This is a genomic window from Spirosoma spitsbergense DSM 19989 (assembly GCF_000374085.1).
Lineage (GTDB): Bacteria > Bacteroidota > Bacteroidia > Cytophagales > Spirosomataceae > Spirosoma > Spirosoma spitsbergense.
This window is the reverse complement of record NZ_KB893500.1, coordinates 61,297-84,005: the sequence shown is the minus strand read 5'-3', so window position 1 is coordinate 84,005 and position 22,709 is coordinate 61,297. Positions and strand designations below refer to the sequence as shown.

Below are 22,709 nucleotides of genomic sequence, written 5' to 3'. Positions count from 1 at the left end.
TGGAGGCTAACTTGACTTTGTCGTTCAGATGTTGTGCAATCTCACAAAATTGTGTATTTCTGCTTTTTATGAGCCCAATAATAAACTGAGCGACGAACTTTTTACGGGCTAAATTGGCTACAATTGGTGCTTTATGCAGGAGTGTTGTAATTTGGTCAATGAAGTTCTGCTTCATGGGAAAGGGGGATATTTGGAGCTTGAGAACTACAAAAATCCAACTTTCCCTTTTTCATCCCAATTTTAGCAGGGTACAGTACTAGGTGCGCTATATCCATACCAACTTTTAATTTGTTTTCTTTGATCTAATTCGTTTTTTCTACTCAGTAAATATTGATAAGTATGTGGATATTTTTCCATCAGCTCTTTTTCCTCAATTAAAGAATAGCTGTCTTTCTCAATTTTATAGGGGAAGATAATTAACTCGTTCTTCGCTCCCTTAAAGTTGTACCTTGTGAAATTTGTAGCATATATGGGTATTCTAAGCATTTCAGGTTCTAGTGTAACTTCTCGGCCTTCTGAATCAACAAGAATATCATTAATGTTTTTTAGACAAAAAACATTATCACAACCTGTACTAGACCCCCTTGCTATATCCGTAGGTAAATCTATAAGTGGTATGCTTTTTGATCTCAATTTTTTAAATATAACTTCAGTATAATCGTCATTGAATGACCAGCCAGTTCTTTTTAAAGAATTTCTATCAATTAGATTGAAGTTTATATTTTTATTTTCTATTAAAGATAAGGGGTCAATGTTAGCATATCGAATTTGTTTTTCTACAATAGATGAAATTGATAAGATACAGGTGTAAGTAGTTGCAGTGTCAAAAATCTGATGATAACCAAAATCGACAATACTTTTCAAGGCAGATTTATTTATTAAAAATTGGCGCACATTTAAACCGTAATTTGTTGTCATAAACTTTGAAGGTAGAATGTAAGAAAGGTTACCATTTAGTTTATTTAGTAATTGATGCCCCTTTTCTATAAATAATAAATAGATGTCATAATTCCCTGATGAAGCAGTCAGATAGGTGTTTTTGTAAATTTGTGTTACATCACTATAATATCTCTTTAAATCTTGAATACTCAAATAAGGAGGGTTACCAATAATAGCATCAAAGCCCACAAAGTCTCCTCTTTCGTTCAGAACCTCGGGAAACTCAAACCGCCATTCAAAGGAACCCCGATACAGCGTATTATTTTCAATGTCGGCAATTTCGGTTTCTGCTTTTTCAATAAGTTTGTCGTACCGCTTCTTTTCAAAGGCAATCAGCTTCGGGTCTTTGACCGTATCGAAGATGCTCAATTCACTATCCAGCAGGATACGTTCACCCCGTAGTTTGGCCAGTTTAGCCCGGCGTGGGTCGCGATTAATAACCGTTTCGCGGAACTGGCTTTTTATGTCGTTGATGAAGCGTTGTAGTTCGCTTTTGGCTTCTTTGTTGGGAGCATTCTTGTAGGCAGCTACCGCGTCTTTGTATGACCGTAAACTGAACTTCTGCTTTCTGAATACGTCGCTGAGGTCTTCGGTTAAACTAAATTTGCTCAACAGGCTATTCCCCTGTTTTATGTTGATGTCAATGTTGGGTAACGTTTCCAATTCGGTAAAACCGGATTCGTCGGTATAGTAGGCATTCTTGAGCAGTTCAATCCAGAGCCGCAACCGGCAAATCTTAACCGAGTTCGGGTTAATGTCCACCCCAAACAGGCAGTTTTCAATAATGACCTGCTTTTCATTAAACAGGCTCTTTTGCACCCGTTGCCGTTCAGCCGTGGGTTTATTGGTTGCAACCTGTAATCCATAGCTGAAGGGTTCGCTTTCCTCATCTTCTACCACTAACTCATCATTCAGGATGCTTACCGTGTAGCCTTTGAGCCGCTTACCGGTTTCGTCCTGTAATACATTTAAATCGGACTTAATAGCTATCAATTCATTCAAAGCCGATACCAGAAAGTGACCCGATCCCACCGCCGGATCACAGATGCGCAATTCATTGATGAGGGTGTTAGCTTCGTTGCGGTCAAGGTCTTTGTCTTCTAAGTCGGCAAAGTCTTTACAGTTCCACCCCTTTGCATCATTGAACTTTTGCACCACCGCTTTACGGATGGTTTCCCGGCACATATATTCGGTAATGAATCCCGGCGTATAAAACGAACCATCTTTGTAGCCGTTGATCTTTTCAAAGATTAGCCCTAACACACTGGCATTAATCAACGTCCGGTTCTTTTCCTGAATCTCTTCCCGGCTCTCCGATGCAAAATCATAAGCATCCAAAAAGGCGAACAAATAAGGCAGCGTAGGCAACTCTTTTTGATGCCGGTAAGCCGTATTATCCTTCAGCACACTTTTAGCCAACAGGGGCAACGTCTGGCTATCTTCCAGGCTGTTAATGTTGATGGTTGCGTCTTCCAGTTCGGTAATCTCAAACAACGAACTGTTCAGGTAAGGCACCCGACCAAATTTGGTTTGGATTGACCCTTGCCGTTCGGCGGGTTTCTTTGCCAGCACCCGAAAGAACAGTTTGAAGAGTTCGTCAAAGTCTCCCACCGTTGCCTGATTCAAAAAGGCATATGCTGGATTACCATTGTGATACTTGACCAACTGCGATTCCAGCAACTTGAGAAACAGAATCCGGTTAACCCACGTAATACAGAGTTCAAGGGCTACGCTAAACAGTTGCTCTTCTGTCGTAGCCCCGTATTGCCCCCGATCCGGTAAGTGGAAGAGTTTATTGGTAATGTCAAGCTGAACAATAGTATTTTCCAGTAATGACCCCTCATCCCGCTTACCTACTTCTTTACGCCGGATTACCTTTTTGCCCCCCTCCTTTACCTCTTCCAATCCGATGAGGTGCAATAGTTCGGTATAAAATTGCGGGTTAAGCCGGTTGCTGTCGGTAGCCGTTGGCAGCTTCAGCAGGTGCGTAGGAGACAGGATTTTGTACAGCGATAGTAAAGCCTTGTCATTGACCTTATCCGCGTCTAAGACGTTCTTTTGATAATCCCGAATATCAAAGTAGGTAAACGGGATTTCGTCGGTTAACTCCGATAAAAAGGGTTTGGCAATCTCATTGTAAAACAATTCATTGTTCTTGCTGACCTTTTGCCCCGTTGACCATGCTTTGTATTCTTTGGATAGGTGAGCATTGCGGTAAAACACCCGGTCAATCAGAGCCGCGTCAAAAATAAACCACTCATATACGTTGGTAATGACACAGTGTCGAAGGTCGCTGTTTTTGGCTCGTTCCCTCTCCTGAAAGTAGTATAGTAAGAGTTCGTGAAAGGCTTTTGTATTCAGGTTTTGCCGGGTTATCATTTCCCCTTTGTTTGCCGGTCGTTTGACCTCAAACAGTACCCCGGCTTGCGACGTGGCATCTTTACCCAGATGAATCACAAAATCAGTTTTACCCTTTGGAGCTACTACGTGGGCATCTTTGTAATAGACCTCCTTTAGAAAGTCCATCAAATGATCCTTTACGTTTTCTTCGCTTTCCTTCTCATTGATGAGGGGCAATAGTTTGGCGTAACTGTTTTTAAAGCGTTCAACCTGTTCCCGGTTAGCGGATTGAAGGCGGTAGGTTTTTTCAAGGGATTCAGCCGGTGTGCGGATGGTAAGCAGCATGCTTTTTTGTATCTTTAAAAGGCAGACAAATAAAGGAAATCAACGCCCATTTACAAACAGCCACCCACATAGTTAACCATAAACAACCATTACCACCCATGCCGACCGTTACCAAAGTACGAAGGCCCTGGCTAAAGATTCACCCAAAAACAGCCGGATTAAAACAGAAGCCGAACGGTGACATACCCGTTAACTTTTACCGAATGGCCAGTTGGCGCAACCTACGGGCAAGGGTATTGCAGGAGCAGCCCCTATGCGTTCACTGTTTCAATCAAAAGCGATTAACCCCGGCTCAGATGGTTGACCATATTACCCCGATCCGGTTAGGCGGTGAACCCTTAGACGAAAGAAACCTGATGCCGCTTTGCCACCACTGCCACCAAATTAAGCGGGGCAAAGAACGGCACTTATAACCCTCTTCATCATATGTGCGGGGGAGGGGTAGGTTAACTTTCTACCGTTTGTCCAACCCTTAACCGCTTGGATAACCAAAAAAAAACGGTGCCAAAATTCAGGGGGGTATATGGTTGTAAATCTCTAAAGTATGAACACCCCTTAACCGCTATACTAACCAAAAAAAAGCGGTGGTAAAATTCAGACTATTTTTTTTAGGCAGAGGTGTAAAAAGTTGATTTGGATTCGTTTAAGGCAGTTTTTACTACTTTTTTGGGGAAATTTAATTCAATTTAATTGCCGAAAATGACTGATTAAATGCTTTTGGGTTGAACGGGGCAAATTATGTGAACCGTTGCCCCGCCAAAAGAAAACGGTGTCAAAATTAAGCGTTTATTACCCCTAGTACAGAAAATGAAATTTAGTTACATAGGTATTAAAGTATTCAGGGAGGGTTTCAGCCAGAAGTACGGCTAAATTCTCGAATAGCGTGGCCACTAATTGAGGGTCTAAAGTGGCTAATGTGCTTTTTGTTTCGGTAAGGTTTCGGTAACAAAAATAAAACCCCTATAATCTACTGAAATACAGGTAGTTACAGGGGTTCATTGTACCGGGAGCCGGACTCGAACCGGCATGTCCTTGCAGACAATGGTGTTTGAGACCATCGCGTCTACCGATTCCGCCATCCCGGCGACAGAATCGTCCCGCCAGTGGCAGGATGCGTTTGTCAAACGTGGGTGCAAAAGTAGCCGCAGGCCGTGGGTTTTGCAAATAAAAATTCAACAGAATCGTAGTGGGGTCGTTCACGCACGTTCGGGTTAGTGTTGATTGATCCATTTTCTTAGTTTTACAGGGTTAAATTATCTTGTCCGATATGCCCGCTTCATCCTTAACGACTTCATTCACACCAACCCCTTCTTTACTGGCCGATTTACTCGCCAATTTACCGCAGGGTGTAATTGCCAGCGAAGCAGTTCGGGATACCAGTGGAATCATCGTTAATTATCGTGCCTACTATGCAAATGCGCAGGCACTGGCCATCATTGGCTATTCAGTTGAGCAACTCACCAGCCAACTGCTGTATGAATGGGCACCCCATGCCCTGACCCATGCTGAACAGATTCGTCGGGTTGTGGAGGAGCAGATTCCCTTCGACTTTGAGTATTTTCATCCGGTATCGCATCATTGGTACTGTATAGAAAATCGCCCGCTGAACAACGGCTTATGCACCACCTTTCGGAATATTGACGAGGCCAAACAGGCGCAACAGCAGACAGAAAACCAGACCCGGTTGCTACAGGGCGTTATGGATGCAATGGATGAAGCCATTGCCTACTGCGAAGCCGTCCGCGATCCGGACGGCCGGGTAATCGACTTTACGTACCAATTGACGAATGCCGCCAGCGATACGATTGTTGGTTTCTCCGCCGACCAGGTTATTGGGAAACGGATCACCACGTTTTTCCCGGAATTGAGGGAAATGGGTGTATTACAGCAATTCATTGACGTAGTCGACTCCGGCCAGCCCCAACGCATTGAACAGTCATACCAGGTTGATGATAACGAAGGCTGGTATCTGATGTCTATCATACCGTTGCTGAATGGCGTCGTTATCTATTACAAAGACATTAGTGCCAGTAAGCAGGCAGCCCGACAGATTGAAGAACAGGCGCTCATATTTGATGATGTGCTTAAATCTATTACCAATGGGTTGTGCGTGCTGGAAGCCGTCCGGAATGAAAACGGGGCTGTTATCGATTTTCGCTACGTGCGGGTAAGTCAGGCCATTTGTAGGGACACGGAGTTGTCAGTAGCGCAACTGGAGGGTAAATCTATTCTGTCTTTGTTTCCCGGCTTGCAGGAAACCACGTACTGGACGGCCTATTTAGCGGCCCTGACAACGGGGCAGACTCAACACTTCGAACTGCATTATCAGCGGGACCGATTCGATAACTATACCGATAACTGGGTCACCCGCATCGATGAGAATCGGATCATCTCGATTTACTCCATCGTAAACGACCAGAAACGGGTGGAATTGGAGGCTCGTCAACAGGCGGCTATGCTCCAGAGCGTGCTGGATAGTTGCCAGATGCCCATTGTGCTGTTTGAAGCCATACGGAGCAATAATGGCCAAATTGCCGACTTTCGGTATCTGCTCCAGAACGAAGCCAACGCCCGGGCGGTTGGCCACCCGCTGGATCAGACAACCACCCGCACCATGCTGGACGTATTGCCCAGCCTGAAGTCAATCGGAGTCTTTGACCGGTACGTCGATGTGGTGACGACCGGCCAGCCGCAGCGGTTTGAACAGCAAATTGCCGATGGGGCCGTGGATGGCTGGTTTGATATGTCCATTGTTAAACAGGGTGATGGGATCGTGATAGCCGCTAATGACCAGACACTGTTGCGCCAAACGCTATTGCGGGCCGAGAAGCTGGTAGGTGACTTGAAACAGTCTAACCAACAGTTGGAGCAGTTTGCCTACATAGCCAGTCACGATTTACAGGAACCCTTACGGAAGATTAGGTCATTCGGTGATATTCTCGTCAGGAATTATAGTGCTCTTCTGCCAGACGAAGGACAGGACATGATTGCCCGCATGCAGTCGTCGGCAGAGCGGATGGGTGTGTTTATCCGGGATCTACTGGCCTACTCCCGACTGGCTACTCAGGATGACCCGTTTCAGCCGGTTGCCCTGGAAACCCTGTTGGCTGATATTCAGCAGGACCTGAGCGTAGTCATTACGGAAACCCACGCTCAGGTAATTGTTGGCAGCAGTAGCCAGCCACTACCAACGGTCAATGGCAGTTTGCTTCAGCTACGTCAGTTATTTCAAAATTTAATCAGTAATGCACTGAAATTCTCCCGCTCTGGTGTACAACCCCAGGTAACGGTACAGAGCCGTACCGTAGGACCCGAATCCGTGCCCGACACGGTACTGAATCGCGCCAGTCAGTCATGGGTAGCTATCGACGTTACCGATAATGGAATTGGGTTTGAGGAGAAATACGAGGAGCGCATTTTTCAGCTTTTCGAGCGATTACACAGCCGTAGTGCCTATAGTGGAACGGGCATTGGTCTGGCTATTTGCCGGAAAGTAGCCGAAAACCACGGCGGTGCCATTCTTGCTCATAGCCAGCCCGGACAGGGTGCTCAGTTTACGGTATTTCTGCCCATCAGTGCAGTTTCCATAACAGAGTAAGCCAGCTTTCCTGGCTGAAAAGAGGACCGACTTGCTCGTATGACTTTTCTCTGCCGGGTCGGAATCCGGTACAAGTTACTTATCGCCCCATTCCATAGCCGGTGTCAACCTGGCTGGAAAGTTCTGTGTCAGCTTTTCAGCTGTATTATTCGTACCGAAGGGCATCAATCGGGTCGAGCTTAGAAGCCCGCACGGCAGGATAAATACCCGCAAACAGGCCTACGGATACACAAACAACCAGTCCCAGACCCATCCATCCCCAGGGAACCACAAATCCTCCTTTTCCCTGGCTAACCAGCGAGGCAATTAGATTACCAATACCCAGTCCCAGCATCACCCCGCCTAAACCGCCAAGAAGGCAAATAACGATGGCTTCAATCAGGAACTGCTCGCGAATTCGCTGGGGTGTGGCACCAAGTGACTTTCGGATGCCAATTTCGCGGGTTCGCTCTGTTACAGAAACGAGCATAATATTGAGTAGTGCGATGGCCGCACCCAGCAAGGTGATAAAACCAATGCCAAACCCGCCAATGCGCAGGTAGCCGGTAATGTTTTCGGTTTGTTTGGCCAGCTCATCGGCCCGGTCTATCTCAAACGAATCGGGTTGCCCAAGCGGGTCGCGCCGGACCAGGCGCATGGTGCCCCTTGCTTCGCCAACGGCTTCGTTCTGATCAGATACACTGGGAACGGATGCCGTGATGTCGAAGGTTAATTGTCTGGTACCGGCCAGCGCACGGGCGTTGTTCAGGGGAATCAGGAGAATCCGGTCATCGCCCCCGCCGGAAAATCCCCCCTTTTTATCCAGGACGCCAATGATTTTGTACTGCCTGCCCGATACACGAATGAGCTGGTTTATCGGATTCAGTTTCTTTTCAAACAGGGTAGTAGCGACTTCACTGCCAATAATAGCGACGTTGAGCGCGTAGTTCAGGTCATTCTGGGAGAAGTTACGGCCATTCTGAATCGTGTATCCTTTTACCGCCAGATACGTATCGTCGCCCCCGGTAAGCTGCACGTTTGGATTCGTTTTCCTAGACCCAAATTTCGCCTGGGCTGCCCCCACCACAACGGTCGAAACGGAAATAGTGGCTCCGTACGGAAACCGGCGTTTGAACTGAATGGCGTCAAAATAATCAATAGGAGCATCCTGCTTCTGGATGCGGCCACCCCGCCGGAAAGCATCCTGCCGGGCCACAATACTAAAGGTATTGGCACCCAGCCCGGCAAAACTATTGTTTACCGAGTCCTGAATACCATCAATAGCGGTCAGTATACCCACCAGCGACGTAATGCCGATGGCAATGATGAGTGAGGTCAGAATGGTTCGCAGCCGGTTACCGGCAATGGAACGCAGCCCCTCCCGTATGTTTTCGAGTAGATTCATGTGGTAAAGAGCGAAAGAATGAATGAGTGAAAGAGTGAAACCAGGCCACCGGTGCGGAGCGAAAGAAGGGCTTGTTTGCTATCACTCTTTCGCTCTTTCGTACTTTCACTCTTTAATTCCTGCACAATAATTGCTTATCTTTCGTTATAACAAAACTAACACAAGCATTCTTACCTCAGATACCAATGAAACGGCTGCTGTTACCGCTTATCCTAATTCTGAGCCTGACGGGCCGGGCGTGGGCTTCTAAAATTCTGATTCCCATGGATGATAGCCAGAAGAATCACCTGAAAGCCTACGGAATTGCTTTTTGGGTCCTGAAAGTGTACGATACCGAAATCGACTGGCTGCTCAATTACCGGGGTGGCTCATTTATGATGCCCCAGACGCAGGCTTTTGTCAACGAAATTGTTATCCGGGGTGTAAGTTATGAGGTTATTTCGGACGCCCAGGCAGGCCAGATACTGGCCGAAGTGGCGGCTCCCGATGCCAACATGGATGCCGTAAAACTTCAGAAACCGCCCAAAGTAGCCGTGTATTCGCCCAAAACCAAGCAACCCTGGGACGATGCCGTTACCATGGTGATGACGTATGCCGAAATACCTTACGACGTTGTGTTTGACGAAGAGGTGATGAATGGTAAACTACCTGAGTACGACTGGCTGCACCTCCACCACGAAGATTTCACGGGGCAATACGGTAAATTTTTCCACTTCAAAGATCAGCCCTGGTACATTGCCCAAAAAAATGAAGCGGAAGCCATCACCCGGAAATTTGGCTTCACCAAAGTACCTCAGCTAAAACTGGCCGTGAGTCAGAAAATCCGGGACTTTGTGCTGGGAGGAGGGTACCTCTTCGCCATGTGTAATGCTACCGATACCTTCGATATTGCCCTCTCTGCCCATAATACGGATATCGTCGATTCCTTTTACGATGGCGACCCCGCCGACCCCAATGCCAATAACAAACTGGATTATAGTCAGACGTTTGCCTTCAAAGATTTTCAGGTGTATACCAATCCGTACCTGATCGAGTTCTCAAACGTCGATAACCAGCCCGAAGAACGGGGGCTAAGCGAGCATAACGACTACTTTACCCTGTTTCAGTTTTCGGCCAAGTATGACCCGATTCCCACCATGCTGACCCAGAATCACCTGAACGTGATTAAAGGGTTCATGGGGCAGACAACAGCCTTCAAAAAAGCGTACATCAAACCGGAAGTGGTGGTTCTGGCCGAAAATCGGGCCGTTAACGAAGCCCGCTATATTCATTCTCCCTACGGCCGGGGCTTCTTTACGTTCTACGGTGGCCACGACCCCGAAGATTACCGCCACGAAATCGGCGAGGAACCCACCGACCTGAACCTGCATCCTAACTCCGCCGGTTACCGCCTGATCCTGAACAATATCCTGTTTCCGGCGGCTAAGAAGAAGAAGCAGAAAACGTAAGCCGTGCCAACCTTCACCGAGACACAAAAGAATCCATGGCGATGGTATATGACGGCCCTCGTAGTTGCCATGCCGTTCGTTTTGTATTGGTCGATTCGTTCCAACACCCGCTTTGTTGAGACAACACATTACTTATTTATGCTGGGCACATTATTACCACTTGCCCTATACATAATAATCAAATTTTTCGGTAAAACCACGTACCGGATTGACGAGCAGGGGGTCCATTACCGTGTGAAACCCTTCGAAAAATGGCAGACTATCTCCTGGTTTCATATTGACCGCGCTTTCGTCCGGGATCTTACACTTTTCGGGGAGTACCCAAAGGGAACTGTCGATGCCCGGAAGAGACCAAAGGGCAGACCGTACATTATGAAGTTTGGGCCAGGTAGCCGGATGTTTGATATGAAGTTTGGCGCAAAGGGTGACCTTGGTTTCCAGATAACCAAAAAGTCGGGTGGTACAATTCTTTTCGGTACGCAGCGCCCCGACGAACTGCAGGCCCTTTTAATCACGCTTGGATTCGGGGCTTGAACACGCTTGGTTAAAACCAGTTGGCTGGCACTGTTTATTAGGTTTTGGGTTTCAGATTCATGTCTGTACATTAGCTCGACAAGACCGTTCGACGCAGAACCAATGCCTATGAATACCTTCACCGAATTACAGCGTTTCCGCCAATGGTGGCTTTGGGGCATTGTCGGTATATGCACCATAATAGGTATTAGCGGAATCCTGGTTGATTCGAGTGCTTGGCCCGTTCTGCTGGTAGTTTTGGTATTACCCATTTTTATGTGGGTTTACCGACTGGATACGCGCTTCGACCGGGAAAGTATTCACTATCGAGCTTTTCCTCTTTTTGGCTGGCGCACTATCTATTGGACTGATATAACCAAGGCAACCGTTACTACCTATGCGTTTGTGGGTTACGGCATTCGCTGGAACTTCGGTGAATGGGTGTATAACGTGAATGGAAATCAGGGACTGCGCATAGAAACATCCAGCGGTAAGCGCATCCTAATCGGCACCCAAAGACCTGACGAAGTAAGGGTATTTCTAGCGTCAAATAATGCATTGTTTACCTCGTAAATAAATGTTTTTCACCATGCTAACCTTCTCTGAAACGCAGCAAAATCCTTATCGATGGTATGTTGTTCTGGCAGTTATTGGCTTCTCCCTTTCTTTGGTAAGCTGGTTTTATTGGGGGGCAACAGTCAATTTACTGGCAGAAGGAGAAAGCCTGGTTTCGTGGAAACTGGCCGGTGCATTCATTCTGGTCAGCGTGTTCTTTTGTGCTATTCCTTTCAGGAAGATAGAAACACATATCGATCAGAGCAGTGTGCAGTTCAAAATAAGCTTATTCGGTAGCAAGCGTGAGGTAATAAAATGGGAAGACATCGACCACGCTTACGTCCGGGAGTTTGTCCTGTACGGTGAATACCCCAAAGGCATGGGAGGCACCCGACAAGGGCCAAATGGCTGGGCGTACGTCATGAATGGCGACTACGGCTTGCAGATCAATAAGAAATCGGGCGGCAAAATTCTCCTTGGTACGCAACGCCCTGACGAATTACTGGCTTTCCTGACGACATTGCCAATCCAGCAAAAAACAAAAGTACTTTAGGGTTAAAACCAATCCGCTACAACTTCCTCCCGGCCCTTGCTTTCCAGTTTCCGCTCAAGGTCATCGGGGATTTTCGGGAAGAAATCGAGGCCTGTCAGTTGTTCAATCAGGTCCACCGGCACCACAAATTCCTGTAGTGAACCATGGGCTTCTTCATTATTGAGTAGGAAGCCAATCATGCGTATATTGGGCCTGTTACAGTACAGAATTACTTTGTAAAACTTGGCGGGTACACTCACTTCATTGCTTTTTCCGATGGTGGGTAAACCGGGTTTGAGTACCGGACCTGTCACAATGTAGAGGCCTTTATCGCGCCGTGCCCAGACGCGCACCTGATTTTCCAGTTCGCTCCAGATACCCCGGTTAAACTGAGGTGCCTGAGGGGTAATATTGCTCATGAAAAACGTTTCACGCATCATTCGCTGCGAAAACTTAAAATCGGCGGCCGGGGCCAAATGCCCCCGGTCATAGCCGGAACGGGTATAGTCCGATGGTAAAGCGGTCCCATTTTCGACGGAAGGGTCGGGTTTGAACTGCTCATTTTTTCGGTCGGCATCCCCCGTTGTTTCATACGCTAGGAGTGGATACGCTACCCACTCTGCATCTTTGTATTGCCCGCGGTAACTGAGCGTGTACCCTTCATGCCGAATCAGTTCACCCGCCGAACCGGATTTGGGCAACAGAAAATCAACCTCTTTCTCAAAATCGAAACGGGCATTACCCGACGATTCCTCCGTCGGTCTGCCGGGCCTATTATCACTGGCTTCACTTTCACCCCGTTCGCCGTTATCCGTTGCTACATCAGAAGGCTCATTGGGTTCGGGTGCTTTATAGGGATTCGATCCGTCCCGGTCACGGCGCGAATGCCCCAGTCCAACCATTTCCCGGAAATCATTCCAGAATGCCACTACGGGCTGGGTTCGGCCGCCGTAGTGTAGAAAAAGCCCAATCAGGAAAAAGATGAACAGCAGTACGAGCGTGTTGCCATGGGGCCTCATACCCCGACGGGTATATCCTTTGGTTGAAAATTTAGGCTTGAAGAACATACATCAAAGTTACAAACAGTTTGTGGTTTAGCGGTAGCATTCATGTCGTCCCGATTGGGCAATAAGTCATAATCCAATAACTCAATGTGTCTGGTAAATCCTGAACGATGAACTATAAGCCCAAAAACCACTGTTTTTAACCCATGTCATCCCTTACAATTGCCGTTATCGGTGGCGGAGCGGCTGGGTTTTTCGGGGCTATCACGGCTGCGGAAACCTTTCCCGAAGCCTCCGTCATTATTCTCGAAAAGAATCGCACCGTTTTAAATAAAGTCCGCATTTCGGGCGGGGGACGCTGTAATGTTACGCACGCCTGTTTCGATAACCGGCAGTTGGTAAAGCATTACCCACGGGGCGAAAAACCGTTACGCGCGCTGTTGACTCAGTTCGATGCTACGGCTACGGTAAACTGGTTCGAACGCCGGGGAAGCCCGCTGAAAACCGAGGCCGACGGCCGCATGTTTCCCACCACCAATACCTCCGATACCATCGTGGATTGCCTGCTAACCACGGCTCGAAGGCTGGGTATTCAGGTCAGAACAAGTTGTGGGGTAGCCACCATTCGGCAAACTGAAACCCGTACCTGGTCGCTCGATTTGCTCACGGACGAAACGCTCATTGCCGACCGGGTACTGATTGCTACGGGGGGCTATCCGCAACCGGCATCGTATAACTGGCTTCCCCGGCAGACCGATGAACTCTTATCGCCCGTACCTTCGCTGTTCACCTTCAACGTGCCGGATAGCTACCTGCTACCGTTGGCGGGCGTGTCGGTACCCGATGCCGGTGTATCAATCGTAGGGGCCAAACAGGAACAACGCGGACCGGTATTGATCACGCACTGGGGCTTTAGCGGTCCGGCCATTCTGCGTTTGTCGGCCTGGGCTGCCCGCGAGTTAGCCAACCTGGACTATCGGTTTACACTCCGTATTAACTGGGTACCCGATCTGAACGACAATGCCCTGCGCAGTAAGTTGCAGGATTTTCGGCAACAGAATGGGAAAAAGCTGGTTGTTTCACAAAATCCATTCGGTTTGCCTACCCGACTGTGGCATTCTTTTGCCGCAGAGTCAGGTATTCCGGAGGTACAGCGCTGGGCCGACCTGCCCGCCAAACCCCTGAACCGTCTGGCCGAGCGGCTGACAAACAGCCAGTTTCAGGTTGCCGGTAAAACTACGTTCAAAGACGAGTTTGTGACCTGTGGCGGTATCTCGCTCAATGGTTTGAACGGGCAAACACTGGAGAGTAACGCCTGGCCGGGGCTGTTCTTTGCGGGCGAAGTGCTGGATATCGACGGTATCACAGGGGGCTTCAACTTCCAGAATGCTTGGACAACGGGTTACGTAGCTGGATTGCATATTGGCCGATAACGCTTGCTCCCTGCCAAACTTCGTCCTTACGCGTTAACAGGCTACTGGTGATGATGAGTGACCCCGCCTGATGTCGGCCAGGGCTTCCTGCCCCATTTGCCATCGTCGAATAACGTTTACCTGACGCACAAGTTCCGGATCTTTGGCTACGTTGGTCTGGTCGAAATATTCCGGCATGCGCTCCGTCATGCAGCTTACCAAATCCTCAATAGAACCGCTAATCAGTTCAGGCGATAGTTTGGTTAGTTGAATGAGTGCCCTGGCCATAGAAGCGCTGTAAAAAGCACAGTCGATATCCTGATGGCGAACGGGTACGCCATCATGTAATCGCTGGAGATTGAGACTGCCATCTTCCAGTCGCTCCGAAGCGGCTGGACTACCCTCGGGTTGCGGAAATACCGTGTCGAGGTAACGTTTGAACTTATCCCACCAGGGTGGCTTCCCGTTTGGTTTCAGCGTATCGCAGAAGAGTACCCGCTGGGGCAGGCTGGGCTGCTGGACGTTCATCAGCAGCAAGGCGGCTCCCAGATGCCGGTCATCGACAGCATGGCGACGCTGTACGACAAAGCAATGAATCGCCTGCTGACTTTCCCGCTGCAATTGTTCGGCCGCCGTCCTGACGGCCCGCAGGGAATCTTCCATGTACCCTTCCGTTACAACATGAATGGGCAGTTGAGACGAAAACAACGCTTCCAGACGAAGTTGACGGGCAATTAAATTCAGGGTTGTGGTATCCGAACGCCGGGTACCGAAGTAGTAGCCAATATCCTCCCGTCCTTCTCCGGCGGGTATGTCCGAGAAACGAATAGAATCGCCACAATCCCGCTGCCGACTGACGGGACTGTACCGAAAGGGTACTTCCCGGTGTTCGCGGTGGGCGGCCAGGTTGTAGATACGTCGCTCGAATAGGGCCAGCAGTGGCTCGTAGGCATCCATCTCGAAAAAGACTTTTGTGTCGGGCCTAAGCAGATGCCGGGCAATGTCGTCCTGCTGAAGCAGCCGCTCAAGCGCATCGTCATGATGCTTGAAAAAACTCCGTAATGCCCCCTGCTCAATAAACGATTCAGTATCCCGTTCAACCTCCGTACTTCGGTCGATACCTGCCGCAGTACCCTGTTCAATCCAGTGCCTCAGATATTGTTTTACGGCTTCATCGAAGGTGAAATTTGCTTCCTCTGCCTGTTCCCGGGTGTATTGTGTATAAGAAATTTGCAGGCTACTTATCGGTTCAGGATTGCTGAAATCGAGGGCCGGGAGTGCAGTCATATAAGTTTGTCGGTGGTTTATAAAGTTTAGGCTAATATATGAATTTACGGAGGATTATTTTGACAGAGTGGCCTTGCACCGCAACTATATTTCTGGATTTCACAAAATGATTTTGCTCAGGTCTTTATTTCGTCAGGCCATTGGCAAAGCACGCCAGTTTACCTGGATGAACAGGGCGTGCAGTTCCAGTAAACGGGTCAGGAAATTTGTGTTCAATGAATTCGGAGATGGACTGAGGGGGGTATTTACAATACCGCCCGTGCCGCTTCCTCGTCGTATTTTAGCTGAGCAACCAAAGCCGGTAATCCATCAAATTTCTGCTCCGGGCGCAGAAATTCCCTGAATCTTAAGGTCATGTGTTCCCCATAAATATCTTTGTCGAAATCGAAGATATAGGTTTCAATGGTCTGATGAGTACCCGCCACCGTGGGTCGGAAACCAATGTTGAGCATACCACCGAGGGTTTGACCACCATATTCTACGGCAACGGCATAAACCCCATTGGCCGGAACAAGTTTAGCGGCATTATCCACCTGCATATTGGCCGTTGGGAACCCAATGGTGCGACCCAGTTGTCGCCCTTTCACAATGGTACCCGTTAACGTATAGGGTCTACCGAGAAACTGATTGGCGGTGTGGATATTGCCTTCGTTCAGGGCGGCCCGGATTTTGGACGAACTCACGCCCACCGCGTCTACGTCCTGCCGGGGAATTTCCTCCACCTCAAAACCGTACTCATGCTGATGGGCTTTAATGTATTCGAACCCACCTTCGCGGTCGCGGCCAAACCGATGGTCGTAGCCAATGACCAGTTTCTTCGTGCCGATTTTTTCAATCAGAATCTGATTGATATACTCCTCGGATGTTAATTGCGAAAACGAGCGGGTAAACGGAATGATGACCAGATGGTCTACGCCCGCCTGATCGATCAGGGCGGCCTTTTCCTCAAGGGTAGTCAGCAGTTTTAAGTTCTGACTGTCATTGGACACAACGGTACGCGGGTGCGGCCAGTACGTAATCAAAACCGACTCGCCCCCGCTGGCTTTGGCCACTTCCGTCAGGCGCGCCAGAATGGTCTGGTGCCCCCGGTGTACACCATCAAACGTGCCACTGGTAACTACCGCATTCGGCAATGGTTGTATATCATCGAGACCCTGGTAAATAATCATTCATTCGTTGATGGTTGGTTCGCCCGATAGGCGTCGATAAATTGCTCGATTGTACTGGCTTCTTCTATCCGGAAGTCGCCAATACGGGTCCGGCGCAGGCTGCTCATGTAGGCGCCATTAGTGAGTAAAAGGCCCAAATCGCGTACCAGACTGCGAATATAGGTGCCTTTGGTACACACAATGCGGAAATCTATTTCGGGAAAACGGCCCGCGTCTACCTCAAAAACCGAAACAGTCACCTGCCGCGCCTTGATTCCCCCCTCAACCCGGTCGGCAGTTTCACCCCGCCGGGCTTTTTCGTACAGTCGTTCACCATTAACCCGAATGGCCGAATAAATGGGGGGTACCTGTAATATATCGCCCGTTAGTTGCCGGGCCGCTTTCTGAATTTGTTCAGCAGTAATAGATGAGGTATCAAACTCAGCATCGAAGGTCGTTTCCAAATCGACGGAGGGCGTGGTTTTGCCCAGCACGAGCGTTCCCGTGTATTCCTTTTCCTGCGCCTGGTACTGATCAATCTGTTTGGTCATCTTGCCGGTACACAGAATGAGCAACCCCGTTGCCAGCGGATCAAGCGTACCGGCATGCCCGATCTTCTTGAACTTGCAGGCGTATTTGAGCTTATTGGCCACGTCGAACGATGTCCAGGTAAGCGGTTTGTCAATCAGGATAACCTGACCCGGATCGGGTGTTGGTAGTTCATTCACTGTTATAATACATCCAGTTTCACCCCAGCTGCCATCAGCCCCAGCAGCAGCAGTCCCAGCACAATTCGGTAATAGCCAAATACCTTGAACCCATAGCGCGTCAGGAAATTAACAAATCCCCGAATAGCAATCAGGCCAACCACAAAAGCAATGGCGTTACCCAGTAGCAGAGTCTGGTAATCAGCAGGCTGGAGAAGCTTGTAGGTTTTGAGCAGTTTATAACCCGACGCAGCGGCCATAGTGGGTACGGCCAGAAAGAACGAAAACTCGGCGGCCTGTTTGCGGGATAATCCCTGAAACATACCGCCAATAATGGTTGCCGCCGACCGGGATACACCCGGAATCATGGCAATACACTGATAAAACCCGATGCGTAGGGCGTCAGGTACGCTTACATCCCCGTCCTTGGGCTCTGCGTTGGTGATTCGGTCAATAAAGACGAGTACGATACCGCCTAACAATAGAGTTAATGCCACAACAACCACGTTTTCGAGCAGGGAGTCGATGAAGTCGTTCAGCAAAAAGCCAATAACGGCGGCTGGCAGAAAAGCAATCAGAATTTTACTGTAGAAATCGGCCATGGGCTGCCAGCGGGCAGGCACCGATTTCAGGTAGGAGGGGATAGTAAATGTACCCGTACGCGGGTCCGTCAGGAATCGGCGGTGGTACAGAACCAGTACCGACAGGATGCAGCCGAACTGGATATCGACCGTGTATAATTTGGTGAATTCATCACTGGCAATGCCGGCCAGCGACGAGTAAATAATCATGTGACCCGTTGAGGAAACCGGCAAAAACTCGGTTATCCCCTCGATGATAGCCAACGCAATAGCGTGAAAAAGCTCCATTAAAAAACAGTTTGTAGTTCGTAGTCTGTAGTTTGACGTTTGTCAACGGCGGACAAACTTAGGACAAGCGTGGTCAAACGACAAACTACGGGCCACAAACGGCGAACTTTTTAGCTTTTCGGGCGGGCAAGAATGGCGAAAAACTCAACCATGAAACCGGCCATTACCACAATTGGTCCCAGCGTCAGCCCCAGAAATCCAAAACCAAACTCTTCTTTGTCGAGACTCATGATAAAGAAACCGGCCAGGATGGTGCCAATACCGATGAGCATGAGCACGTAGTTCTGCCGTCCAAACGGCATCGCTACCGTACGGGCAGGCTCACTAACCGTTGACCGGATAGGAGCAGTTTTTGCAACTGCCGGTACTGGAGTAACCGTCTTTTTTTCTGGTTCTTCGCGGCTTAGTGTAGCCGAACCAGTCTGTTTATCTTTTGCCATTTCTTTTTGTGTTTAACTGAACGTAAAGTCTATAGTAAACAAGGTAAACGGTAGTATGGCTTTCATGGCCAGTCGTTCAGCTTGTTATACGGGCCTATTTATCATTAATAAAGCTCATCCAGCGTTAACCCAAGATACCGGTTTACGGCCTGAAAGGTGCTCAGAAAACCAATTATGATGCCCAGGCAAACAATCCCAGCCATCAGGAAAATAATCTTTTGCGGATCCTGAAACATACCCAGTTCGGGTAGATTATGAATGGCCAGTTGTAACCCGCCTATGAGCAACCCAACGGCAATGATACCCGCCAGAAAACCCTGCCACATACCCCGCCCCAGAAAGGGCCGCGTAATAAACGAATTGGTAGCCCCCACCAGTTGCATACTCCGAATCAGCATCCGTTGCGAGTGGAGAGCCAGCCGAATGGTATTGTTCATCAGTACCACTATGATTACCAGTAGAATCAGGGCAAAGGCCGACATAACTGCGTAAATCTTCGTGATATTCTGGTTGATATTATCGACCAGATTTTCCTGATACACCACTTCAAAAATGCCGCCGATCTGTTCCAGATCCTTTTTTACTTCCTGCAATTTTGCTTCCTCGAAATACCCTTCGTTAAGCTTAATCCGGTAGCTGTCGTGCAGTGGATTCTCTCCCAGAAATTTCGAAAAATCTTCTTTCGTTTCAGCAATGAACTCCTTGGCCGCTTCGTCTTTGGTGACCAGGTTTACCTGTGCTTTGCCATCGGTTTGTAACACGTAAGGTCGTTCCGCAATGGTCTTGTACACCACTTCTGTCTTTTTCTCGTCCAGTCCTTTATCCAGAAAGGCCCGGATTTCGTAGTTCTCGCGGATGTGGGTCACCAATTTCTTCGACTGGATAGCCAACAGCCCGCAGAAGCCGATCAAAAACAACGCCAGCGTCAGACTGAATAGAATCATGCCGCTGGGATACGCACCTACTTTTTTCTTTGTACGAGCCATTCAGGGGTTCGTGTTAATGGAAACAAAAATAACGGAATAACCCGCTAAGCGGTCGAATTTAAGAAAATTTAAGGGTAAACCGAAAAAGCCATACTATCGGCAAAAAGGGTTATCCCTGTTTTTCCTTGTTTATCCGGTGCTGAAAGACACTGGCCGGATACGTGACTTCAACCAGATACAATCCATTGGCTGGCGCTGCCCGCCCTGCCCGGTTCCGGTCGCGGGCCAGTATAATCTGTTCAAACCGCTCCAGGCTCATGCGCTCCTGACCAATCTCGATCATAGTACCAACAATGGTACGGACCATGCCCCACAAAAACCGGTTTGCCCGAATATGGAACGTCAGCGAATCGTCGTTTATGCGTTCCCAGTAGGCAAAATCGATCCGACAGTTAAAATGCGTTACGTTAGCACGGGCCTTGCTGAAGCTCTGGAAATTGGTATGTTGACGCAATACAGCACAGGCTTCGTTCATCAATGATAGCTTGAGCGATGGCCTGAAATGATAAGTCAGGCCGTTCTGAAATGCGTCTTTCTGGCGGGTAATCAGGTACTGATAATAGCGGGCCGTAGCCGAAAATCGGGCGTGGTCGCTGGAGTCAACCGGAAAAATGGCGTGGATGGCAATGTCGTCGGGCAGGATGCAATTGAGTGAATAAAGGAACGATTCGGTAAGCGTTATTGGCTCATCGACCTCGAAATGCGCAAACTGCTGCCTGGCATGAACACCCGCATCCGTGCGACCACTACCCATCACGTAAATAGGTTTTCCGAATCGCTGGGTCAGGGCGGCTTCGATTGTCGTTTGCACACTAACCCCGTTGGCCTGCGTCTGCCAGCCGTGATAGGCCGTTCCCCGATAGGATAGTTCGATAAAGTACCGCATAGCCCGCAAAAGTACGGCTTCGGCGGCAGTTACCGGGTATTGCCCGTGTCACATCCAAAACAAAAGGCCCTTTCTCTTGCTTGAGAAAGGGCCATATTAATCACAAAATCGATAGTTTACCGGGGACCCCGCTGACGGCTTCCGCCCCCATTGTATCCGCCTTCTCCCCGCTGGGGCTGATTCTGAGATGGCTGAGAATTGGGTGCGCTCCGGACGTCCGGTGTTCGCTGTGGCTGGTCGCCACCATTTCGCCCACCCGGTGACGATGGCGCGTTTACAGTACCCTGCCGCTCAGACCGGTCGAACGTTCGGTCCGTTTGTGGCGATGGTGTTGGAGCGGACGGACCGGCACCTGGCGAATAAGTCCCGCGACTGCGTCCGAAACGATCAGCCGGTGTGTTGTCCGGTGTGGGAGTCATTCCGGAGTTGCCACGCTGGTCGGCTGGTGCATTGCCGTTGTAACTACCCCGGTTAGTTGTATTCCCGTCATACGTCCGGCCAGGGACAGCGTTGTAATCCCGATTGGCTCCGTCATACGTCCGGCTCGGTGTGGTACCGCCGTTGTAAGTTCGGTCGGGAGCCGTGTTGCCATTATAACTGCCTCTCGGTGCAGCATCGTGGTTGTCATCGTATCCCCGGTTTGAGCCGTTAGTATAGTCGCCACGATTTCCCCGGTTCGAACCGTTATTTTGGTTATAATCGGTCCGGCCGCCATTGTTGTACTGGTTATTCCGGTTCGTATTGCCCTGCCCGTAAGCACTCGCTCCACGACTCGTTGCGCTACGACTATCCGGACGATAGAACCCAACGGACCCGTTCCCCACCACCGAATGCCCCGGACGGTTTATGGACTCAATCCGGTAAACCTGAACATTCCGGCGCGTAACACGCTCAATGTCGCCACGGGGCGGGCCGTAGTTGAACGACCGGTTATTGTACCGGTACACGTTGTTGATATAGCTGGTATTCTGGTAGATATAGTTCGCCCGATTACGGGGCACGTAGTAGCCGTACAGATTAGGGCTGGTGATGTACACCTGCGGTACGAAAGTCCAGTAAGGGGCCGGAATATTGATGTTGATGTTCACGCCGGGGCCAAGCGGTGCCCAGCCATAATACCCGCCACCCGACCGCCACGATACCCAGGCTGGTGCCCATTCCGTATCGGGTAGCCAGAGCCATCCGCCGTAGGCAGGGTCATAGAGCCAGCGGCCGTAGTGAAACGGTGCCCAGCCCCAGTCGTAATCCGATACCCACGTATTGCCGTACTCCGTTAGTACCCAGTGACCACCCGTTGCATAGGGTTGAAAGTCAGGCCCGGCATTGGGAATCCAGGCATTGCCATAACCCGGGTACTGGGTCCACTGCCCATAGGGTGACAGTTCATTATAGAAAGCATCAACGGGCACACTATAGCCCGGTTGGGCCGATAGTGGCTGCGCGAAAAACAGACAGAAAGCAAATAGGGCGATCAGGCTGGTTGTAGTTAGTTTATTCAGGATGGTAGTCATTGTCTGTGTTATTAGACAACGTCTCAGACGTTTCAAAAGTTAGATGCCTAAACACCCGAAACGTTTAACGACTGACCAGCGTATTTGTGCCGCCCCCAAACGCCTGCCTTTTCACCCGCAGGATTTTAGAAATGATACTGTATCCCTAGATATGCCAGATTCGATTTTACCCGAAACCGGTCATTGGCTTCCGGTATCGTCTGGACGGTGGTGGTAGTGGTCAACTCATTGAATAAGTGCTGATAAGCCAGCTTTATGCCTACCTTGTTGGAGAACCTATAGCGACTGAAAATATACGACCCCAGCGAGCCGATGTCGTTATTGTCGATGAGCAGGACATTGAACCGGGTGGGCGATGCACTAACCGTCGACCGGTTGCCCGATGCGACAAAGTCCGGCTTCCCGGTTGGGCCAAACGAAAAACCCAGCGCGTCAATGCTAAAGCCAAGCTGAATTTTTGGACTGACATTGACTGCCAGCGTTATCAGTAAGTTTAGGGCGTTTATGTTGGGAGCGGGGGCAAAAAGCGTATCGACCGAAGCCGGGTCGCGGGCGAGGTTGGGCGGTGCCGACGTGAGCGTGACATTGTTGGCGTAGAAGCCGGTAAACCGTACGCCTGATCCGATCAAAAACCGGCTTTTTTTGTCGAGCGACCAATCTTTATGGAGAGCGACCACGGGCGAAATGGTACTTGCTCCGAACCCCACACCCGCTTCTGCATAGGGAGAGCGTTGGGCGTATCCCGCCAAACCGATACTGGATAGGAGGACCGACAAACCTAGTATTCGTGAAAAATTCATTGGAT

19 protein-coding genes and 1 tRNA gene are annotated in these 22,709 nt (G+C 49.3%); 7 read left to right on the top strand and 13 right to left on the bottom strand.

The window, feature by feature from the left end:
• Nucleotides 1-240: 240 nt before the first annotated feature.
• Complete coding sequence (locus B157_RS0112600; protein ID WP_020603687.1) at nt 241-3,624, bottom strand: type IIG restriction enzyme/methyltransferase; 3,384 nt, start codon at nt 3,622-3,624, stop codon at nt 241-243.
• 98 nt (nt 3,625-3,722) lie between these two features.
• On the opposite strand from B157_RS0112600, the gene B157_RS35185 reads away from it, so the two are divergent.
• Complete coding sequence (locus tag B157_RS35185) at nt 3,723-4,037, top strand: HNH endonuclease (RefSeq protein WP_020603686.1); 315 nt, start codon at nt 3,723-3,725, stop codon at nt 4,035-4,037.
• A 588-nt stretch (nt 4,038-4,625) separates the two neighbouring features.
• Here the strand turns inward: B157_RS35185 and B157_RS0112590 are convergent.
• Nucleotides 4,626-4,709 (bottom strand) — tRNA-Leu (locus tag B157_RS0112590).
• A 182-nt stretch (nt 4,710-4,891) separates the two neighbouring features.
• Here B157_RS0112590 and B157_RS0112585 point away from each other — a divergent pair.
• A complete protein-coding gene (locus B157_RS0112585) occupies nt 4,892-7,222 on the top strand; it encodes a PAS domain-containing sensor histidine kinase (RefSeq protein ID WP_020603685.1) in 2,331 nt (776 codons plus the stop codon).
• Nucleotides 7,223-7,367: 145 nt separating this feature from the next.
• Here the strand turns inward: B157_RS0112585 and B157_RS0112580 are convergent, their stop codons facing one another.
• Nucleotides 7,368-8,606: an ABC transporter permease gene (locus tag B157_RS0112580; RefSeq protein WP_020603684.1), complete on the bottom strand. Its 1,239-nt coding sequence runs from the start codon at nt 8,604-8,606 to the stop codon at nt 7,368-7,370.
• 185 nt (nt 8,607-8,791) lie between these two features.
• Between B157_RS0112580 and B157_RS0112575 the strand changes: the two genes are divergently transcribed.
• From B157_RS0112575 to B157_RS0112560, 4 genes are all read left to right on the top strand, one after another.
• Complete coding sequence (locus B157_RS0112575) at nt 8,792-10,054, top strand: hypothetical protein (protein ID WP_020603683.1); 1,263 nt, start codon at nt 8,792-8,794, stop codon at nt 10,052-10,054.
• 48 nt (nt 10,055-10,102) lie between these two features.
• Nucleotides 10,103-10,588, top strand: a complete 486-nt coding sequence (locus tag B157_RS0112570) for a hypothetical protein (RefSeq protein ID WP_020603682.1) — start codon at nt 10,103-10,105, stop codon at nt 10,586-10,588.
• A 102-nt stretch (nt 10,589-10,690) separates the two neighbouring features.
• Nucleotides 10,691-11,140, top strand: a complete 450-nt coding sequence (locus B157_RS36835) for a hypothetical protein (protein WP_157618416.1) — start codon at nt 10,691-10,693, stop codon at nt 11,138-11,140.
• Nucleotides 11,141-11,156: 16 nt separating this feature from the next.
• Nucleotides 11,157-11,675, top strand: a complete 519-nt coding sequence (locus tag B157_RS0112560; RefSeq protein WP_157618414.1) for a hypothetical protein — start codon at nt 11,157-11,159, stop codon at nt 11,673-11,675.
• Between the two features lie 2 nt (nt 11,676-11,677).
• Here B157_RS0112560 and B157_RS0112555 read toward each other — a convergent pair whose 3' ends face one another.
• A complete protein-coding gene (locus tag B157_RS0112555) occupies nt 11,678-12,721 on the bottom strand; it encodes a DNA/RNA non-specific endonuclease (RefSeq protein ID WP_020603679.1) in 1,044 nt (347 codons plus the stop codon).
• A gap of 143 nt (nt 12,722-12,864) precedes the next feature.
• Here B157_RS0112555 and B157_RS0112550 point away from each other — a divergent pair, with 143 nt between their 5' ends.
• Complete coding sequence (locus B157_RS0112550) at nt 12,865-14,091, top strand: BaiN/RdsA family NAD(P)/FAD-dependent oxidoreductase (RefSeq protein ID WP_020603678.1); 1,227 nt, start codon at nt 12,865-12,867, stop codon at nt 14,089-14,091.
• Between the two features lie 33 nt (nt 14,092-14,124).
• On the opposite strand, the gene B157_RS0112545 is transcribed toward B157_RS0112550, so the two are convergent.
• From B157_RS0112545 to B157_RS0112505, 9 genes are all read right to left on the bottom strand, one after another.
• The gene (locus B157_RS0112545; RefSeq protein ID WP_020603677.1) at nt 14,125-15,357 is read right to left on the bottom strand and encodes a hypothetical protein; all 1,233 of its coding nucleotides are present in this window, start codon (nt 15,355-15,357) and stop codon (nt 14,125-14,127) included.
• A gap of 245 nt (nt 15,358-15,602) precedes the next feature.
• Nucleotides 15,603-16,526 (bottom strand): bifunctional riboflavin kinase/FAD synthetase, encoded by a 924-nt coding sequence (locus B157_RS0112540; protein WP_020603676.1) that lies wholly within the window; start codon nt 16,524-16,526, stop codon nt 15,603-15,605.
• Nucleotides 16,523-17,233, bottom strand: a complete 711-nt coding sequence (gene truB / locus B157_RS0112535) for a tRNA pseudouridine(55) synthase TruB (protein ID WP_020603675.1) — start codon at nt 17,231-17,233, stop codon at nt 16,523-16,525. Before truB ends, B157_RS0112540 begins: the two co-directional genes overlap by 4 nt.
• Nucleotides 17,234-17,235: 2 nt before the next feature.
• The gene (locus B157_RS0112530) at nt 17,236-18,081 is read right to left on the bottom strand and encodes an undecaprenyl-diphosphate phosphatase (RefSeq protein WP_020603674.1); all 846 of its coding nucleotides are present in this window, start codon (nt 18,079-18,081) and stop codon (nt 17,236-17,238) included.
• Nucleotides 18,082-18,191: 110 nt separating this feature from the next.
• Nucleotides 18,192-18,521 carry a DUF3098 domain-containing protein gene (locus tag B157_RS0112525; protein WP_020603673.1) on the bottom strand — a complete coding sequence of 110 codons (330 nt, stop codon included), beginning with the start codon at nt 18,519-18,521 and terminating at the stop codon, nt 18,192-18,194.
• Between the two features lie 104 nt (nt 18,522-18,625).
• A complete protein-coding gene (locus B157_RS0112520) occupies nt 18,626-19,507 on the bottom strand; it encodes a cell division protein FtsX (RefSeq protein ID WP_020603672.1) in 882 nt (293 codons plus the stop codon).
• A gap of 109 nt (nt 19,508-19,616) precedes the next feature.
• Nucleotides 19,617-20,393: a tRNA pseudouridine(38-40) synthase TruA gene (gene truA / locus B157_RS0112515; RefSeq protein ID WP_020603671.1), complete on the bottom strand. Its 777-nt coding sequence runs from the start codon at nt 20,391-20,393 to the stop codon at nt 19,617-19,619.
• A 116-nt stretch (nt 20,394-20,509) separates the two neighbouring features.
• Nucleotides 20,510-21,904, bottom strand: coding sequence for a DUF6600 domain-containing protein (locus B157_RS0112510; protein ID WP_020603670.1), 1,395 nt, complete (start codon nt 21,902-21,904; stop codon nt 20,510-20,512).
• Nucleotides 21,905-22,029: 125 nt separating this feature from the next.
• Nucleotides 22,030-22,704 carry a hypothetical protein gene (locus B157_RS0112505; protein ID WP_020603669.1) on the bottom strand — a complete coding sequence of 225 codons (675 nt, stop codon included), beginning with the start codon at nt 22,702-22,704 and terminating at the stop codon, nt 22,030-22,032.
• Nucleotides 22,705-22,709: the final 5 nt, after the last annotated feature.

Coding starts and splice junctions, on each gene's coding strand:
- B157_RS0112580 (WP_020603684.1), bottom strand. CDS start 8,606: ATGAATCTACTCGAAAACATACGGGAGGGGCTGCGTTCCATTGCCGGT.
- B157_RS0112545 (WP_020603677.1), bottom strand. CDS start 15,357: ATGACTGCACTCCCGGCCCTCGATTTCAGCAATCCTGAACCGATAAGT.
- B157_RS0112510 (WP_020603670.1), bottom strand. CDS start 21,904: ATGACTACCATCCTGAATAAACTAACTACAACCAGCCTGATCGCCCTA.
- B157_RS0112550 (WP_020603678.1), top strand. CDS start 12,865: ATGTCATCCCTTACAATTGCCGTTATCGGTGGCGGAGCGGCTGGGTTT.
- B157_RS0112600 (WP_020603687.1), bottom strand. CDS start 3,624: ATGCTGCTTACCATCCGCACACCGGCTGAATCCCTTGAAAAAACCTAC.
- B157_RS0112560 (WP_157618414.1), top strand. CDS start 11,157: ATGCTAACCTTCTCTGAAACGCAGCAAAATCCTTATCGATGGTATGTT.
- truA (WP_020603671.1), bottom strand. CDS start 20,393: ATGCGGTACTTTATCGAACTATCCTATCGGGGAACGGCCTATCACGGC.
- B157_RS35185 (WP_020603686.1), top strand. CDS start 3,723: ATGCCGACCGTTACCAAAGTACGAAGGCCCTGGCTAAAGATTCACCCA.
- B157_RS0112530 (WP_020603674.1), bottom strand. CDS start 18,081: ATGGAGCTTTTTCACGCTATTGCGTTGGCTATCATCGAGGGGATAACC.
- B157_RS36835 (WP_157618416.1), top strand. CDS start 10,691: ATGCCTATGAATACCTTCACCGAATTACAGCGTTTCCGCCAATGGTGG.
- B157_RS0112525 (WP_020603673.1), bottom strand. CDS start 18,521: ATGGCAAAAGATAAACAGACTGGTTCGGCTACACTAAGCCGCGAAGAA.
- B157_RS0112505 (WP_020603669.1), bottom strand. CDS start 22,704: ATGAATTTTTCACGAATACTAGGTTTGTCGGTCCTCCTATCCAGTATC.
- B157_RS0112520 (WP_020603672.1), bottom strand. CDS start 19,507: ATGGCTCGTACAAAGAAAAAAGTAGGTGCGTATCCCAGCGGCATGATT.
- B157_RS0112585 (WP_020603685.1), top strand. CDS start 4,892: ATGCCCGCTTCATCCTTAACGACTTCATTCACACCAACCCCTTCTTTA.
- B157_RS0112540 (WP_020603676.1), bottom strand. CDS start 16,526: ATGATTATTTACCAGGGTCTCGATGATATACAACCATTGCCGAATGCG.
- B157_RS0112570 (WP_020603682.1), top strand. CDS start 10,103: ATGACGGCCCTCGTAGTTGCCATGCCGTTCGTTTTGTATTGGTCGATT.
- B157_RS0112575 (WP_020603683.1), top strand. CDS start 8,792: ATGAAACGGCTGCTGTTACCGCTTATCCTAATTCTGAGCCTGACGGGC.
- B157_RS0112555 (WP_020603679.1), bottom strand. CDS start 12,721: ATGTTCTTCAAGCCTAAATTTTCAACCAAAGGATATACCCGTCGGGGT.